Consider the following 15979-nt stretch of genomic DNA (forward strand, 5'->3'; position numbering starts at 1 on the left):
GGACCCAACCATGGGCAAGTATTACTACCCGCAAGGCGGACTGCCGCCGCAGACCCACCTCACCACCGAGCGCGCGATCGTGACGGAGGCCTACACGGTCATCCCCAAGGGCGTTATGACGGACATCGTCACCAGCAACCTCCCCGGTTTCACGAACACCCGCTCCTGGATCATCGCACGGCCCATCTCCGGCTTCGCCACCACCTTTTCCCAGTTGATCGTGGAGATCGGCCCGGGCGGCGGCGCCCCCAAGGCGGAGTTCGAAACAGGCGTTGAAGGCGTTGTCTTCGTTACGAAGGGCAAGGTCAACCTCGCGCTCGACGGCGAACTGCACCCGCTCGAGGAGGGCGGCTACGCCTACCTCGCGGCGGGTTCCACCTGGGGACTGGAGAACGTCTCGGACGACATCGTCTCCTTCCACTGGATCCGCAAGGCGTACGAGCGCCTGGAGGGCTACGAGGCGAAGTCGTTCGTTACCAGTGATGCCGAGGTTGAGGCCCGCGCCATGCCGGACACCGACGGTGTCTGGAAGACCACGCGCTTCGCGGACCCGGATGACCTGGCGCACGATATGCACGTCAACATCGTGACGTTCCAGCCCGGCGGCGTGATCCCGTTCCCGGAGACGCACGTGATGGAACACGGCCTGTATGTCCTGGAGGGCAAGGCCATGTACCTGCTCAACAACGACTGGGTTGAGGTGGAGGCCGGTGACTTTATGTGGCTCCGCGCGTTCTGCCCACAGGCCTGCTACGCCGGCGGCCCCGGCCAGTTCCGCTACCTGCTCTACAAGGACGTGAACCGCCAGATCCGCCTCACCTAAGGCACCCATCCTCCCCTCCCAACCAGGTAGTGCCAAGTGTCTTTATGGAGCGTCAAAACGACACTTGGCGCTACCCAGTTGAGGGAAAATTGATCACATGGGCATACGCCGGGGACGTGCGTGGAAGCGGACTGCAGCCTGCCTGTGCTCCGTCCTGCTGGTGGCATCCTCGACCGGCTGCATCGAGGAACCACCGGCCCCGGAGCCGGACAACTCCGCCTTCACCCTTTTGGAGGACTTCAGTTCCCGGATGCTGGAGGAAGGCGCCCCTGCAGTCCTCATTGCCGTCAGGAACGGTGATAACACTTGGACGCACGCTGCCGGGGTCCGCAGCCTCGAGTCAAAGGAACCGGCGACGATCGCGGATCCTATCCAGATAGGAAGCATCACCGAATCATTAGTGGCGGTCTCAGTGATGAAGCTGGCGGAGGAGGGCAGGCTCGATCTGGATGCAGAGGTCAGCAGTTATCTCCCTGAGTTCGGAACCGTGCTGCACCCGCCCGGGCCGGTCACCGTACGCCAACTCCTGACCCACGAGTCGGGAATCCCGGACTTCTATGTCCCCCTGCTGGCCTCCGGAAACTGGGAGGCGACGATGAACCGGCCGCTCAGCCTTGAACAGCAACTGGCCTTGGCCGCTACCGTCCCCTGGGACGGCCGGCTGGCGCGGATTTTCGACTATTCCCGTTCGAACTACGCCGCCCTTGCCCTGATAGTTGAGCGGGTCCGCGGGAAAGGGATTGGGCGCGTCCTGGCCGCGGACATCGCGGAGCCCCTGGGCCTGGCGAATACCCGTCTGGACGGCGGGCCCCCGCCAGCCGCCATGATTCACGGCTACATCACCGTCGAAGGAAAGCGGCTGGACGTGTCACGGCCGGCCTGGATTGCTGAGCTGGCCTCCGGAGGCGCCCTAGCCACAGTGGAGGAAGTGAACAAGTTCTACGCCGCGCTGTTGCAGGGCAGGCTGCTTCCACCAGACAGCGTGACGGCCATGAAGGGCGGCTACTCGCAGTATTACGGCTTTGCCCTGCGCCGGTGGAACAACACCTGCAACAACCGTTTCTACTACGGCCTTCCTGGAGACGTTGACGGTTACGGCATGATCGCCGTGACCAGCGAGGATGGCAGCAGGCAACTTGCCCTTGCAGTCGCGTACCCGCCTGCGCCGCCAACCCTCCAGCTGAACCCATTGATCTACGAGATGCAGGACGTGGCGCAGGAGGCCCTGAACAGCCTCTGCCCGGAAAACTGACCCGCAGTTAACGCCGCCAAAACGGGTTACAAGGACGTTAACTGCGAGCCAGTTGGGTCAGGGGTCAACGGTCAGGGGTTGAGGACCACCTTGATGCAGCCGTCTTCCTTCTTCTGGAACTTCTCGTACAGAGCCGGCGCGCCTTCCAGCCCCGAGCGGTGGGTGACCAGATCCATCACACCCAGCGGATCGGCGTCGTCCTCCACAAGGGGAAGGATGTCGTCCGTCCAGCGCCGGACATTGCACTGCCCCATCCGCACCTGGATCTGCTTGTCGAACATGGTCAGCAGGGGCATGGGGCTGGCCTGGCCGCCGTAGACCCCGCTCATGGAGAGCGTTCCCCCGCGCCGCACGGCGTCGATGGAGGTGTGCAGCACCGCGAGTCGGTCCACGCCGGCGGTTTCCATCGCCTTCTGCGCCAGCTTGTCGGGCAGGAGCCCCAGGGCCTGGTGCGCGAAGCCGGCAACAGGCGAGCCGTGGGCTTCCATTCCGACGGCGTCAATCACCGCGTCGGGACCCCTTCCGGCCGTCATCTCCCGCAACTCGTCCGAAACACCCTTCGCGTAATCGAGCGTTTCAACGCCGTGCCGCGCCGCCATGGCGCGACGTTCGGGGACAGGGTCCACCCCGATGACCCGGAGCCCGCGCTGCACCCCGATCCGGCTGGCAAACTGGCCCACAGGTCCCAACCCGAACACTGCGAGGGTGCCTCCCGGGGGGACGTCCGCGTACTCCACGCCCTGCCAGGCGGTAGGGAGGATATCGGAGAGGAAAAGGTAACGTTCGTCCGGAAGCTCGCTCCCCACCTTGATTGGGCCGTAGTCCGCATGGGGTACGCGCAGGTACTCGGCCTGCCCGCCCGGGACTGAACCGTAGAGTTCGGAGAAGCCAAAAAGGGCGGCGCCGGAGCCCTTGTCCTTGACCTGGGTGGTTTCGCACTGGGACTGGAGGCCTTGGTTGCACATGTAGCAGCGGCCGCAGGAGATGTTAAAGGGGACCACCACCCGGTCGCCCTTGCGCAGGTTGGTGACGGCGCTTCCCACTTCTTCCACGATGCCCATCGGCTCGTGGCCGATCACATCGCCCTTGTGCATGTACGGACCCAGGACTTCATACAGGTGCAGGTCAGATCCGCAGATCGCGGTGGAGGTGATGCGGACAATGGCATCCGTCGGCTCCTGGATCACCGGATCTGGTACCTCCACCACACTCACCGAGCGCTTTCCCTGCCATGTCAGTGCTTTCACAATTTGCCTTTCCTGGAAGTTTTCCGCTGCAGTCGGGGCTGGCCGCCTGCCCTTCGACGCTATCGGTTCCCGCAAGAAAAAGTAAGCAGGCTGACTAAAATCCTTGTCGTCGGGCCGTGTGGCTTCTAGCGTAGGAACAAGCACACCCACGGACCCGCACGAGCGAAAGAGGAACGACATGTCGCTGTACCAGCCCGAACCGGTTGAAATCTCCACCCGCATGCGCCCCGGGGAGTGGACGGAGGAAAGCCTGGAACTGCTCGTGGAAAGCTACCGCGAGAGGATCGTGGAGATGGGCGCCAGCCCAACCGACGTAGTGACGGATATTGACCGGAGCGACGACGGCTCGGTGCGCGTGGCGGTTTCCTGGGACAAGCCCGAAAATGCGGGCAACGAGGACACGGTGGCCGGCGGCCAGACGCTCTGATGCGCGGCATCCTAAGATTTACGACGACGGGTGGCGCGGCAGGCAACGCGGCGCCTGAAGGCGGGCGTGAGGAGTCAGGGGCCGGCGAGGAGCCTGCCAATGGCGCTTGAGGTCAAGTTCTCCAGCAGGTCGCGCGGGCTGTCGTAGACTTCCACCGCCCCGGCGTCGCGGAGCACCGCGGCGCTGACTCCGCCGCAGGTGACTCCTATCGCCGGCATTCCCAGGGCGGTCGCCGCCTTCATGTCCCAGACCGCGTCCCCCACGTACACGGCGTCCGCTGCCTCCACGCCGATAGCTTCCAGGGCGGCGACGAGGATGTCCGGGGCAGGCTTGCTTTCCTTGGCATCATTGGCACTGGTGGCGGCATCGAGGAAGGCATCTGAATCCAGAACGGCCTTCATCACCTGCAGATCCTGCTTGCGCGCCGAGGAGGCGAGGGCAACAGCGAGCCCCGCGGCATGGCATTGGGCGAGCAGGTCCCTGGCACCGTCGAAGGTACGCAGCGCGGGCCAGTGCGAGGCGTACAGGGCGCCGTGGCTGGCCATAATTTCGGAATCCAGGGACCTGTCCCGGTCCGCAGGCAGGAGGCTGTCCACCAGGCGGTCGCCGCCCATGCCCACGTAGTAGTGGATGGACGCCATTGGAATGTCATAGCCCTGCTGGCGGAAGGCCCCCCACCAGGAGATGGTGTGGATGTACGACGAGTCGATCAGGGTGCCGTCAACGTCGAAGAGGATCCCCTGCCGGCGCCCGCCGTCAGGGGATCCGAAGTCCTGCGGGGCCATCAGCTCACCGCAGCCCGCCTGGCCTCGGGAGTTTTCCTGGCCCGGGCGGCGTCGTCCTTGGCTGTGCTCACGGGACGCACACGCTCCCGGATCACGGTGCCGGCGCCATCGTGGCTCTTATCCCTGATGAGACCCGTTCCTGCGATCTCCCGCGCCATCGCCACTCCGGCAACCGCTGCCCTTTTCGTGGGGAAAGTCACCGAGATGGCCATCAGGTTCCCGGCTCCGTCCATCATCCGAATTCTGTAGCCGCCGTCGGGCGCATCCACGAGCTCAAAATACCCGGCCATTTGCAATCACTCCTCCGTCAGTCACGGCACTGTGCTTACTGGAGCACTCCATGAGGTGTTAGTAAGTATACTTATCTGTTCTGCGAAGGAGAAGTCAGACCCCTGTACGCGCCGCCTCAGCGCGCTGCCGCCGTTTCCGGCGGGATGGGGGTGTCACTTCGCCGAACCGTATCCTGATGCAGCTCCAAAGCGCTAGTCACAAGTGCGAAGTGGCTGAAGGCCTGGGGCGTATTGCCCAGTTGCCGGCCCGCCCGGACGCCCCATTCCTCACTCAACAGCCCCACATCGTTGCGCAATTCCAGGAGGCGCTCGAAGAGTTCCCGGGATTCGTCGTGGCGGCCTGCGCCCAGCAGCGCCTCCACCAGCCAGAAGGAACAGGCCAGGAAGACGCCCTCATCGCCGGGCAGTCCGTCGTCGCTCTCGGCGGGGCGGTACCGGAGCACAAACCCGTCCTCGGTCAGCTCCCGCCGGATGGCTTCGATGGTTCCGATGACGCGGGGATCATCGGGCGGCAGGAACCCCACGCGCGGAATCAGGAGCAGGCTGGCGTCGAGCTCCGGCCGGCCGTAGGACTGCACAAAGGTGTTCCGGCGGGCGTCGAATCCGTTGGCCATCACGTCCCGGTGGATGGTGTCCCGCAGTGTCTCCCAGCGCTCCACCGGCCCGGGCAGTCCAGATTCGCGGACACCCTTCACCATCCGGTCCGCGGCGACCCAGGCCATCACCTTCGAGTGGGTGAAGTGGCGGCGGGGACCGCGCATTTCCCAGAGCCCGTTGTCGGGCTGGTCCCAGATGGTCTCGAGATGCTCCATCAGTGCCACCTGTACGTCCCACGCCTCGTCGGAGTGCGTGAGCAGGGAGTTGCGCGTCAGGGCCAGGCAGTCGAGCACTTCCCCCCACACGTCCAGCTGGAGCTGCTCGGCGGCGCCGTTGCCGATGCGCACCGGGGATGAGTTTTCGTAGCCCTTCAGCCAGGGCAGTTCCATCTCGGGCAGGCGGCGTTCACCGTGGATGCCGTACATGATCTGCAGGTCCGCGGGGTCGCCGGCCACGGCCCGCAACAGCCAGTCCCGCCAGGCAGCAGCTTCGGCGGTGTAACCTGCAGCCAGCAGCGCCTGGAGCGTCATGGTTGCATCGCGCAGCCAGCAGTAGCGGTAGTCCCAGTTGCGGGGGCCTCCCAGCTGCTCAGGCAGTGAGGTGGTCACAGCCGCCACGATGCCGCCGGTCGGGGCGTACGTCAGGGCCTTCAACGTCACGAGGGACCGGACCACAGCCTCCTTGTACTTGCCGGCCACCGTGCACTGCGAAGCCCAGCCGCGCCAGTACGCAAAGGTGGTCCCCAGCACTTCTTCGGCGTCAACGGTATGCGGCCGTCCAACATGGCTGGGTGCCCAGGTGAGGACAAAGGGGACCCGCTCCCCCGCGTTGACGGTGAAGTCGCTGACGGTGTGCATGTTCTCGCTGTGAAGCGGGGCCGGGGTGACAAAGTAGACGGCGTCCGGGCCGGCGATGGCGTGCAGGCCGTATTCGTCCCGGCGCACCCAGGGGATGATGTGGCCGTAGTCAAAGCGGAGGGTCAGTTCGCCATGCATCTTTACGCTTCCGCTGACGCCTTCGACGATCCGGACAATGTCCGCCACCGAATCCCGGGGTGGCATAAAGTCGATGACCCGGACGGTTCCTTCGGGGGTTTCCCACTCTGTTTCCAGGATGAGGCTGCCGTCCCGGTAGCCCCGGCGCGTACAGGCGCCGCCGCTTGTCGGCGCAAGGAGCCAGCGCCCGGCGTCGGGAGTGTCCAGCAGCGCGTTGAAGCACGCGGGGGAATCGAACCGGGGAAGGCAAAGCCAGTCGATGGAGCCCTCTTTGTTGACCAGTGCCCCTGTATGGAGGTCACCGACAACTGCATAGTCTTCAATTCGCGCCATGCCCTTACCCTGCCACAGCCGGCCTCCGAGTGGGCCGGGCAGCGGGGTGTAGCCTCAAAAACATTGGCAGCAGTCACGGAGGCATTCATGGCAATCCACATCGGCACCTCCGGATGGAGCTACAACCACTGGGAGAACGTGCTCTATCCGCCCAAGCTGCCGGTTAAGAACCGGCTCCAGCATTACGTGGCCCGTTTCCATACCGTTGAACTCAATGCCAGCTTCTACCGCTGGCCCCGGGACACTACTTTTGCCGGCTGGAACCAGCGGTTGCCGCCCGGCTTCAACATGTCCGTGAAGGCTCCCCGCGGCCTGACCCACGCCCGGAAGCTCTACGAACCCGAGGTGTGGATGGAGCGCATCACGCGCTGCTGGCATGAACTCGGGGATAAGCGGGCCGTCCTCCTGGTCCAGCTGCCGCCCGGAATGGAACGGGACGATGCCCGGCTGGACTACTTCCTGGCCGCAGTCCCGGACTGGATCCGGGTCACCGTGGAGTTCCGGCACCCCAGCTGGGACTGCCCCGAGGTGTTCGCCCTGCTGGAGCGCCACCAGGCTGCCTACTGCATCATGAGCGGCGCCAATCTTCCCTGCATCCTGCGCACCACGGCGCCCTTCACCTATGTCCGGCTGCACGGGCCGGACCACCAGCACCTGTACGCCGGTTCCTACTCCGATGCGGACCTGCACTGGTGGGCGGACCGGATCCGGGAGTGGTCCGCCAACGGCCTGGACGTTTACGCCTATTTCAATAACGACGGCGAAGGTCACGCCGTGCGGAACGCCGAGACCCTGCGCGGGATCCTGGGAGAAGGCTGACGTCACACACCGTCTGCAGGGGCCGGCGCTCTCTTCCACCGGCGTGGCCCTGTGGCAGAGTGGAGCCATGGACACGGCTCCGAACAATTCGTCAGAGAAAACAGCGCACACTCTGCTCCCGGACGCGCTCTCGGGAAACCAGGTGTTCCGGCTGGCACACCGGATCTCGGACGCCGTTAACACGGTGCGGATCCGGCTGGCCAAGCGCTGGAAGTTTATTCCCCAGACCATCGCCTACCAGGGCTACGGCTCCACCAGCCAGGTTCGGGTCCTGGGGCGGGTCCTGCTGACGCAGAAGCCCCTTCCGGGGAGCAAAGCGGAGCACGCCGCGCAGAATGGCAACCAGAACCTCCGCGGCTGGCGCGCCTTCACCAGCGTGCCGCTGCAGTTCACCGACGTCGAGATCACCATCGGCGATGTTGTTACCCATGTCCGGGCGGACCGGGGCGGGCTGATTGATACGGAGGTGAAAGTCCACCTTTCGCCGGGCTGGCACACGGCCGTCCTCCGGGCCGAAGGAACAGAACCTGTGGAGGCCAGAATCCGGGTCATTGCCCCGGACGTGAAGTTCGGAATCGTCTCGGACATCGATGACACCGTGATGGTGACAGCCCTGCCCAGGCCGTTCCTGGCCCTCTGGAACACCTTCGTCCTCAGCGAGCGGGCCCGCATGGCCACCCCCGGCATGGCCGTGCTGCTGGACCGGCTCACCATCGAGCACCCTGACGCGCCGGTGATCTACCTGTCCACGGGGCCCTGGAATGCGGCCCCCACGCTGGCCCGGTTCCTGACCCGCAACATGTATCCGTCCGGCGCCCTGCTCCTCACGGATTGGGGCCTGACGCAGGACCGCTGGTTCCGCAGCGGCCAGGACCACAAGCTTCGCAACCTGGCGCGTCTGGCCAGCGAGTTCCCGGACATGCGCTGGCTCCTGATCGGTGACAACGGCCAGCACGACGAAGCGATCTACTCAGAATTTGCGCAGGAGAACCCGCACAGGGTTGCCGCCATCGCCATCCGGCAACTGTCCGTCAGCGAGTCAGTGTTCGCCGGCGGCCACTCGGAGGACGGGGACCACACCGCGTCCCACGTGCCGTGGATCTACTCCCCGGATGGTGCCGGCATGGCCAAGCAGCTCACCACGCTGGACGTGCTCTAAAGCCTAGGGCGGGGACGCGCGTGCTGACGGCCGCGCGTCCCCGCCCCAGGCCTTGCCAGCCCAATTCCCTAGGCGCTGGCACCCAGAGGCGACACGCCGTCGTCGGGCGCTTCCGTATCAAGAACCCCAGCATCAAGATCCCCGGACGCCGCTGCCTGTGCGATGGCAACATCAGCCGCGATGGCGAGGTCGCGCTCCTCGATGAGTTCCTGATACCAGTAGTAGGACGCCTTGGGTGTCCGTTCCAGGGTGTCGAAGTCCACATGAAGCAGGCCGAAGGGCTGGTTGTAGCCGGCTGACCACTCAAAGTTGTCCATGAGGGACCAGACGTAATAGCCGCGCAGATCAATGGACTCGGCGTCACCACCCGGGGCGGTGGCCCGCAGCGCTGCCTCAAGGTGGTCCGAGAGGTACTTCAGGCGGCGCTCGTCCGGAATGAACCGGGTGTTGGTGGACTTGTCCCGGACGATGATGTCCTCGAAGCTGGCCCCGCCCTCGGTGAGGATGACCGGTGGCAGGTTGGGGTACCGTTCGGCCATTTCCTTCAGCGCCACCGCCATGTACTCGGGCTTGACCGGCCAGCCGTAGGCCGTGATGTCCGCTTCGGGCCAGGTTTCCACGTGGAAGGGGGTTCCGCCGCTGCCCGCCGCACTGAGGTCGCTGCCCATCGCCTCGGCCATGCTCGCCGGCACCGCACCGGCGCCGGGCCCGACGGCAACCTTGGTGGGCATGTAATAGTTCAGCCCGTAGAAATCGAGGGGCTGGGAAATGATTTCCATGTCTTCGGGCGGGTGCTCGAAGGAGCTGAAGAACTTGGCCGCGCGGATCAGATCCGGATATTTGCCGGTCAGCACGGGGTCCGCGTAGAGCCGGTTCTGGGCCAGGTCCATCATGCCCGCGCTGATGTAGTCCAGCGGGTTAATGGAGTTCGGGACCATGGGCGAGTAGACGTTTGTCATGCCGATCTCGCCGGGGACTTTCGCCGCCCGCAGGGCCTGCACCGCAAGGCCGTGGCCCAGCAGTTGGTGGTGGATGGTGGGGAAGGCGTTCAGGACGAGCTCCTCCCCGGGCGAGTGCAGGCCCAGCGAATACCCGTTGGTGCTCACGGTGGCGGGCTCATTGATGGTCACCCACCGCGCCACCCTGTCACCGAAGGCCTCGGCAAGGATGCCGGCGTACTCTCCCAGCCGGTAGGCGGTGTCGCGGTTCATCCAGCCACCTGCCTCGTCCAGGGCCAGGGGCGTGTCCCAGTGGTAGATCGTGGCCATGGGCGAGATTCCATTGGCGAGGAGTTCGTCCAGGAGCCGGTCATAAAAGGCCAGGCCGGCCTTGTTCGCAGGTCCGCTGCCGGTGGGCTGGATGCGGGGCCAGGCGAACGAGAACCGGTACGAGTCCACGCCCAGCTGCTTTATGAGGGCCACGTCCTGCGGCATGCGGTGATAGTGGTCGCAGGCCATTACCGGGCTGTGGTCCTCGACGATGTTGCCGGGCTTGGCCGAAAACACATCCCAGCCTGCAGGTCCGCGGCCGTCCTCATCCAGCGCGCCTTCGATCTGGAAGGCTGATGTTGCCACTCCAAGGGTGAACCCCGGCGGGATGAGTGCGGCGAGGTCCCTGGCGGAAATATGCATTGAATAACCCTTACTACGGACAGGACGTTACACGCGGAATCCTTGAACCCACGCGAGGTCAAGACCATATCTTCGCATGATTCGCAGGGTGCTGGTGAGCGTGCTGCTAGGGTCTGGGAATGGATGAAAAACTGGGGAAGTTCATCGACGATTTTGCTGATTTGGTGCAGCTGGCACAGGCCCGCAGCCATCGGCGCCAGGCCGGGGTGCAGCTGCTGGATACGCTGACCGGACACCTGGGGCTGGCTGCCGAAGACCTCGCCGTGGTGGAGGAAGAGATCCCGCCCCACAGGTTCGTGGACGCGGACATTGTGATGGCAGGGCTTGCCGCCATGGACCCGGAAAGCCGGCTGGTGGGGATTGGCGGCGGCGGCCAGCGGCACCATCAGTCGTTGAGCGACATGCTTCAGCAGTCGCAGGCCTTCCCGCAGTTCCCGCTCGCCCAGCCGGACTACGTCAACCTGGCAGTGGGGCCGGATGCCCAGCGCCAGGCGGTGGGGTTCGGGCTGCGTCTTTTGACGTACGACGGCGGCCGGCTGGCTGTTCTGCAGCGCGCGGCGGATCCCCGCTCCGGGCGGCAGACCGCTTCCCTTGAGGTGGCACCGGAAAATACCGAAACGGGCGCCGCGTTCCTGGCTGAATACCGGCGACGGATGGACAGCGAGAGCGTCCTGAAAGGGCAGGTCATTTCCATGAGCATGGGTGAATTCGGGCCGAGCAGCGGCGGGGTGACCTTCCATCACCGGCCGCACCTGCCGGGGCATGAAGTTATCCTTCCGAAGGGCCTCCTGCAGAAGGTGGCGGGCCACGCGGTTGGCATCGCCGCGCACCGGGAGTCCCTGAAGCGCCACGGCCAGCACCTCAAGCGGGGCGTGCTGCTGTACGGTCCGCCAGGGACCGGCAAGACGCATACCGTGCGGTATCTGCTCGGCCAGAGCGAGGGCACCACTGCCATCCTCCTCAGCGGCGGTTCCCTTGCCCGGATTTCGGAGGCGGCGCGGATGGCACGTGCGTTGCAGCCCTCGATGGTGGTGCTGGAGGACTGCGACCTCATCGCGGAGGACTGGAGTTTCGGCCACGGGCCGCAGCCGCTGCTCTTTGAAGTCCTGGATGCCATGGACGGCCTGGATAACGACGCCGACGTCGCCTTTGTCCTCACCACCAACCGGCCGGACATGCTGGAGCGTGCGCTGGCGCAGCGGCCCGGACGGGTGGACCTCGCCGTGGAGATCCCGTTGCCCGCGCTCAATGAGCGGACGGAGCTCATTCGGCTTTACGGCCGGCAGGCCGGTTTCAGTCCCGACGCCGTGGCTGCCGCCGCCGAACGTACCGACGGAACCACAGCGTCGTTCGCCCGCGAACTGGTACGTCGGGCTGTGGTGGCCGCGGCCCTTGAGGATGTGCCGGTGTCCGACTCCCACCTGGCAGCGGCTGCGGAAGAGCTGTTGGGCGACGCCGAATCCCTGACGCGGAGCCTGCTGGGCAGTGGAGCTGTGGGGACCTTTTGACGGCAACCTTTGCTGTTCGGGGCGCCCGGGTCTAACGGGCTTAGTGGCGGCCGGGTTCTCGCTGGTTCGGCCTCACTGGTCACCGAACAGGAATTCTTTTGCGTGCGCCACAGCCTTGCGGAAGGCATCGTTCCGGAGTGTAACCAGGTGCTCCGTGTCGCCGTCGGCCGGTTCGAGGTACCCGGTGTAGCCCGGCCGCAGGACCCAGATGTCGCCCGCGGGCGGAAGGTAGAACACCCCGAAGGACCGCTGCTGCCTTTCGTCGTTTGTCCATACCGGCACCACAGCCAGCGCCGCGCCGGTTGCCGGGTTGATCCACTGGGCTCGGGGAAGGGGTTCCTCGTGCGCTTCCGGATCCAGGAATGACGCGGTGCCCTTGCCCCAGCGCTGCTCGAAGCGCTCTTGGAACGCAGGCATCAGGTGTGAATCGTAGCGGCGCCAGTCGCTCATACAGTTCTCCGCCTCTCGAAGTGGTGCCGGGTGGGTCCCGTCGGGTCTGCAACATCCCGCTTGGCCGGGTTCAGGCAGGCCACTCGGCTATCAGGCCCACGGGCCTCTTTCCCAACGCACGGGGGTGATTCGAATGGTGTTCCCGGAGGAACCGGCCTGGTGCCGGACCTTCCGGACCGGGATGTCCGTCCCGGTCCGGGACGCCGGTGCTGCGCGGGCTGTCGGTTCTGCCTTCACGTCCCGGTCGTACGCCTCCCGCCGGACAGGATCGCGCAGCACGGCAAAAGCCTGCATGATTCGCAGCAGCTCGGCCTCGGACGACGCGCCGCCAACTGCGTCGGTCTTCTGCGCCCCGCCTTCCAGGCCTTTCTGCGCTCCCTTCTGCCCGCCGACTGGTCCCCGGCCGCCTTCCATGTCCGGATGATGGCTGCGCATCAGGGCCCGGTAGGCACGCGAGATCTGCTGCTGGGAGGCGTCATGCGGGACGTGCAGGGTGGCATAGTAATCCGGGGTATTGCTCATGTCAGTCTTCCGGTTCCACGGGGCTAACCCGGCAAACGGGCAGTGCCGAACGCGGGCGGCGCAGGGACAACCAGGATTGCCCTGCGCCCGCCACTGCCGGCCTAGGTTCCGATTTCGTGCATCTGGCTCTGCTGCGTCTCGATTTCGATCTTGCGAGGCTTGGCCTGTTCCGCCACGGGGATCCGCAGCGTCAGGACACCTTGGTCGTAGCTGGCCTTGATGTTGTCCGTGTTCAGGGTGTCGCCCAGGATCAACTGGCGGCTGAAGACGCCGCGCGGACGCTCGGAGGCCACCAGCTCCACATTGGGCTGGGTGGGATCCTGGCGTTCCGCCCGGACCGTGAGGACGTTGCGTTCAACGTTCAGGTCCAGCGAATTAAGCTTGACGCCCGGAAGATCGAAGGCCACCACAAACTCCCCGTCTTCCTGCCATGCATCCATAGGCATGGCGGCCGGACGGGCGGCAGTTCCGAAGACCTGCTGCGTGAGCCGGTCCAGCTCACGGAACGGGTCCGTGCGCATTAACATCATTTCCCACTCCTTCAGCTTGTTAGATGTTGGATCGGTATCATATCCACCCCCACGATCTATAGTGGTGGATACAGATTTTTTATAACACCTGAAAAACACTGAAGCAAGACTCATCACAGTTTTTTGGAGACAACAGATGGCAGAACGGGAAGAAGGACGGGCCCCAGTGCCCGCAAAGGGTCGCGCACTGTATGCCATCTCTGTGGCGGCGAAGCTGGCAGGCACAGGCCAGCAGAACATCCGGCTCTATGAGACGCGGGGCCTGCTGACGCCGTCGCGCACTTCCGGCGGCACGCGGCAGTACAGTGACGCGGATATCGCGGTGCTGCTTCGGATCGGGGAACTCCTGGAACAGGGCCTGAACCTCGCCGGCGTAGCCAAGGTGCTGGAACTCGAGGAAGCCAACGTCAAGCTCCATCTTGCCCTCAAACGGGCCCGGGCCCGGGCCCGGCCGCCCGCCTAAAGGATCTGCAACCGGGAGCCGGCAGCCAAAGTGGCCGTTTGACAGGTGCGCTGACGGCTGTTGATCCCGGTTCAGTCGCCCGGAGCGTCCGCCTTCGACAGTTCGCCGGTGATCCGCTCGCCCGGAATCCTCGCCGTCCGCCACGTATCCAGGGCGATGACTCCGCCCAGGATAATCAGGGACAGCGAAAGCGACGCCAGGGCATCGCTGAGCCAGTGGTACCCCAGGTACAACCGGCTCAGCGCTGCCAGCACAATGCCGATGCCCGCCCCGAGGAATCCGAACACGGCGGCCCGCCGGTTGCTGCGCCGGGAGTAGATCAAAAAGGCGCCCACCAGCAGGAAGTCGCATGCTCCCAGGACGTGTCCGGACGGGAACGAAAAGGTGTGGTCGATGCCGAAGAGCATCTGATCCACCGGCGGACGCGACCGCCGCACAATATGGAGGATGATCTGCGAAATGATGACCCCGCTGAGCATCGCGGACGCCAGGAGAATTGGACGCCAGGCATGCTTCGCAGCAAGTCCCCACGCGACAACCACCACCAGGACAATGATGGGGAGGGCAATGGGACCGAAGACCACGGCCAGGAAGATCATGACCGCCGTAAGGGCTTCGGACCTCAGCCCGAGCAGCAAGTCTCGAGCGGGACCGTCGGCGGCGGACAGGCCATCCGCCTGCACCACACTGATCAGGGTGGCGAGGAAGAGCGCCACCCCCAACACGGCAAGGATGATGGCTGACCGGTACAGGCCGCGCCGGTCGCCCGGCTCCAGATAGCGCTCCTCCACCACGAACTTGTCGTGGAAGACCCTCCACTTGCCGGCACTTTTCCCGGTAGCTCCGGAACCCACTGACCCCTGCTGTCCTGCCATGCCCATCCCTAGGTGGTGAAGAAATGCTTAAGGGGAAGATTATCCCGCCTGCCCGGCTTTGATCAGTAGCCAACGGTCTTTCCGTCAGGGTGCGGATGGGCAGCCTGAATCGTCGTACCCCGGCGGTAGCCTGACTGCATGGGCGTTATGAATGAACTGATCGATCCGCCACGCATTGAAGCGCTTACCCGCATCCTGGCGGAAAGCGCGCCAGCAGTGCAGTGGGCACAAACGGCTGCTGCCGGATCCCTGCTTGGGGACCTGAACTTACGCGCGCGGACCGATCTCGTGGCCGAAGCCCTTGTGGCGGACATATGCACGAGTCCGGTCCCGGGATATACCACTGCATCCGTCAGCTTCCGGGCGGCACTGTCCGTTCCGGAGTTCACCGGGTGGGTCCTCTGGCCGGTTTCGGAGGCGGCCGTCACCCTCGCCCTCGCGGCAGGTGCAACGGAGGACTTCGACGACTGCCTGGCCCTGCTCGCTGAACTGACGCCAAGGCTCACCGGGGAATTCGCCGTCCGCCGCCTCCTTGCCAGGGATCCGGACCGGGCCCTGGCCGCAATCCAAATATGGACGGCCAACTGCGATGAGCACGTCCGCCGTCTCGCGAGCGAGGGCACGCGTCCCTACCTGCCGTGGGCCGTGCGCGTCCCGGCCCTCGTTCAGCGGCCCGAAGCCACCCTGCCGATCCTCACCGCCCTCTACCGCGACCCGTCGGAATACGTCCGGCGTTCTGTGGCCAACCACCTTAACGATCTCGCCCGGCATGCACCCAGTGCTGTTGTGGCCACAGCTGGTCAGTGGCTCTCCGCACCGGACGGCAACACTGCATGGGTGGTCCGCCATGGGCTCCGCACGCTCGTCAAAAAGGGACATCCCGGCGCGCTGGCGCTGCTGGGCTTCATGCCGGCGTCGGTGGCTGTGTCCGGGCCGCGCCTCGATCAGGAAATTCTCTCGGTGCCAGGTGAGCTGACCTTTGCCTTTGAGATTGCCAATACCGGCACCGAGGACGTGCGCCTCGCGGTGGATTACCTGGTCCACTACCGCAAGGCCAATGGCAGCCAGTCGGCGAAGGTCTTCAAGATCTCAACCCTGACCCTTGCGCCGGGCGAGAGCAGGAGCCTGTCCAAGCGCCACGCGTTCAGGCAGATGACCACCAGGGTGCACCATCCGGGACTGCATGCGCTGGAGCTTCAGATCAACGGCGCCGTGCATGGGCGCACCGAGTTCCTGCTGGAAATGGCGTAGTTCCTGCTGCGATGGCCCAGTT

At 65.1% G+C, this 15979-nt stretch carries 17 protein-coding genes; 8 read left to right on the forward strand and 9 right to left on the reverse strand.

Going from position 1 to position 15979, the window contains the following annotated elements:
* Positions 1-10 precede the first annotated feature (10 nt).
* Positions 11-823, forward strand: a complete 813-nt coding sequence (locus CXQ88_RS19785) for a bifunctional allantoicase/(S)-ureidoglycine aminohydrolase (RefSeq protein ID WP_104045832.1) — start codon at positions 11-13, stop codon at positions 821-823.
* A 97-nt stretch (positions 824-920) separates the two neighbouring features.
* Complete coding sequence (locus tag CXQ88_RS19790) at positions 921-2075, forward strand: serine hydrolase domain-containing protein (protein WP_104045833.1); 1155 nt, start codon at positions 921-923, stop codon at positions 2073-2075.
* A gap of 71 nt (positions 2076-2146) precedes the next feature.
* On the opposite strand, the gene CXQ88_RS19795 is transcribed toward CXQ88_RS19790, so the two are convergent.
* Positions 2147-3322 (reverse strand): zinc-dependent alcohol dehydrogenase, encoded by a 1176-nt coding sequence (locus CXQ88_RS19795; protein ID WP_104045834.1) that lies wholly within the window; start codon positions 3320-3322, stop codon positions 2147-2149.
* A 178-nt stretch (positions 3323-3500) separates the two neighbouring features.
* Here CXQ88_RS19795 and CXQ88_RS19800 point away from each other — a divergent pair, with 178 nt between their 5' ends.
* Positions 3501-3749, forward strand: a complete 249-nt coding sequence (locus CXQ88_RS19800) for a hypothetical protein (protein WP_104045835.1) — start codon at positions 3501-3503, stop codon at positions 3747-3749.
* Positions 3750-3823: 74 nt separating this feature from the next.
* Here the strand turns inward: CXQ88_RS19800 and CXQ88_RS19805 are convergent, their stop codons facing one another.
* The 3 genes from CXQ88_RS19805 to CXQ88_RS19815 form a co-directional block, all read right to left on the reverse strand.
* The gene (locus CXQ88_RS19805; protein WP_104045836.1) at positions 3824-4534 is read right to left on the reverse strand and encodes an HAD family hydrolase; all 711 of its coding nucleotides are present in this window, start codon (positions 4532-4534) and stop codon (positions 3824-3826) included.
* Entirely contained in the window at positions 4534-4824 is a 291-nt protein-coding gene (locus CXQ88_RS19810; protein ID WP_104045837.1) for a hypothetical protein, read from the reverse strand. The genes CXQ88_RS19805 and CXQ88_RS19810 overlap by 1 nt, the downstream gene beginning before the upstream one ends.
* A 116-nt stretch (positions 4825-4940) precedes the next feature.
* Positions 4941-6749 (reverse strand): glycoside hydrolase family 15 protein, encoded by a 1809-nt coding sequence (locus CXQ88_RS19815; protein WP_104045838.1) that lies wholly within the window; start codon positions 6747-6749, stop codon positions 4941-4943.
* A gap of 87 nt (positions 6750-6836) precedes the next feature.
* Here CXQ88_RS19815 and CXQ88_RS19820 point away from each other — a divergent pair, with 87 nt between their 5' ends.
* Both CXQ88_RS19820 and CXQ88_RS19825 read left to right on the forward strand, forming a co-directional pair.
* Positions 6837-7568 (forward strand): DUF72 domain-containing protein, encoded by a 732-nt coding sequence (locus CXQ88_RS19820; protein ID WP_104045839.1) that lies wholly within the window; start codon positions 6837-6839, stop codon positions 7566-7568.
* Positions 7569-7635: 67 nt separating this feature from the next.
* On the forward strand, positions 7636-8727 hold the full coding sequence (locus CXQ88_RS19825; protein WP_104045840.1) for an App1 family protein: 1092 nt from the start codon (positions 7636-7638) through the stop codon (positions 8725-8727).
* A 68-nt stretch (positions 8728-8795) separates the two neighbouring features.
* On the opposite strand, the gene CXQ88_RS19830 is transcribed toward CXQ88_RS19825, so the two are convergent.
* A complete protein-coding gene (locus CXQ88_RS19830; protein WP_104045841.1) occupies positions 8796-10358 on the reverse strand; it encodes a glycoside hydrolase family 1 protein in 1563 nt (520 codons plus the stop codon).
* Positions 10359-10477: 119 nt separating this feature from the next.
* On the opposite strand from CXQ88_RS19830, the gene CXQ88_RS19835 reads away from it, so the two are divergent.
* Positions 10478-11866, forward strand: coding sequence for an AAA family ATPase (locus CXQ88_RS19835; protein ID WP_104045842.1), 1389 nt, complete (start codon positions 10478-10480; stop codon positions 11864-11866).
* Positions 11867-11938: 72 nt separating this feature from the next.
* Here CXQ88_RS19835 and CXQ88_RS19840 read toward each other — a convergent pair whose 3' ends face one another.
* From CXQ88_RS19840 to CXQ88_RS19850, 3 genes are all read right to left on the reverse strand, one after another.
* On the reverse strand, positions 11939-12316 hold the full coding sequence (locus CXQ88_RS19840; protein ID WP_104045843.1) for a hypothetical protein: 378 nt from the start codon (positions 12314-12316) through the stop codon (positions 11939-11941).
* 90 nt (positions 12317-12406) lie between these two features.
* A complete protein-coding gene (locus CXQ88_RS19845; RefSeq protein WP_104045844.1) occupies positions 12407-12838 on the reverse strand; it encodes a J domain-containing protein in 432 nt (143 codons plus the stop codon).
* 101 nt (positions 12839-12939) lie between these two features.
* Complete coding sequence (locus CXQ88_RS19850) at positions 12940-13365, reverse strand: Hsp20/alpha crystallin family protein (RefSeq protein ID WP_104045880.1); 426 nt, start codon at positions 13363-13365, stop codon at positions 12940-12942.
* A 139-nt stretch (positions 13366-13504) separates the two neighbouring features.
* Between CXQ88_RS19850 and CXQ88_RS19855 the strand changes: the two genes are divergently transcribed.
* Positions 13505-13831 carry a MerR family transcriptional regulator gene (locus CXQ88_RS19855; protein ID WP_104045845.1) on the forward strand — a complete coding sequence of 109 codons (327 nt, stop codon included), beginning with the start codon at positions 13505-13507 and terminating at the stop codon, positions 13829-13831.
* Positions 13832-13902: 71 nt separating this feature from the next.
* On the opposite strand, the gene CXQ88_RS19860 is transcribed toward CXQ88_RS19855, so the two are convergent.
* The gene (locus CXQ88_RS19860) at positions 13903-14706 is read right to left on the reverse strand and encodes a phosphatase PAP2 family protein (protein ID WP_104045846.1); all 804 of its coding nucleotides are present in this window, start codon (positions 14704-14706) and stop codon (positions 13903-13905) included.
* A 138-nt stretch (positions 14707-14844) separates the two neighbouring features.
* Here CXQ88_RS19860 and CXQ88_RS19865 point away from each other — a divergent pair, with 138 nt between their 5' ends.
* Positions 14845-15957, forward strand: a complete 1113-nt coding sequence (locus tag CXQ88_RS19865) for a DNA alkylation repair protein (protein ID WP_104045847.1) — start codon at positions 14845-14847, stop codon at positions 15955-15957.
* Positions 15958-15979 lie beyond the last annotated feature (22 nt).

Source organism: Arthrobacter sp. ZGTC412, assembly GCF_002929215.1.
GTDB lineage: Bacteria > Actinomycetota > Actinomycetes > Actinomycetales > Micrococcaceae > Arthrobacter.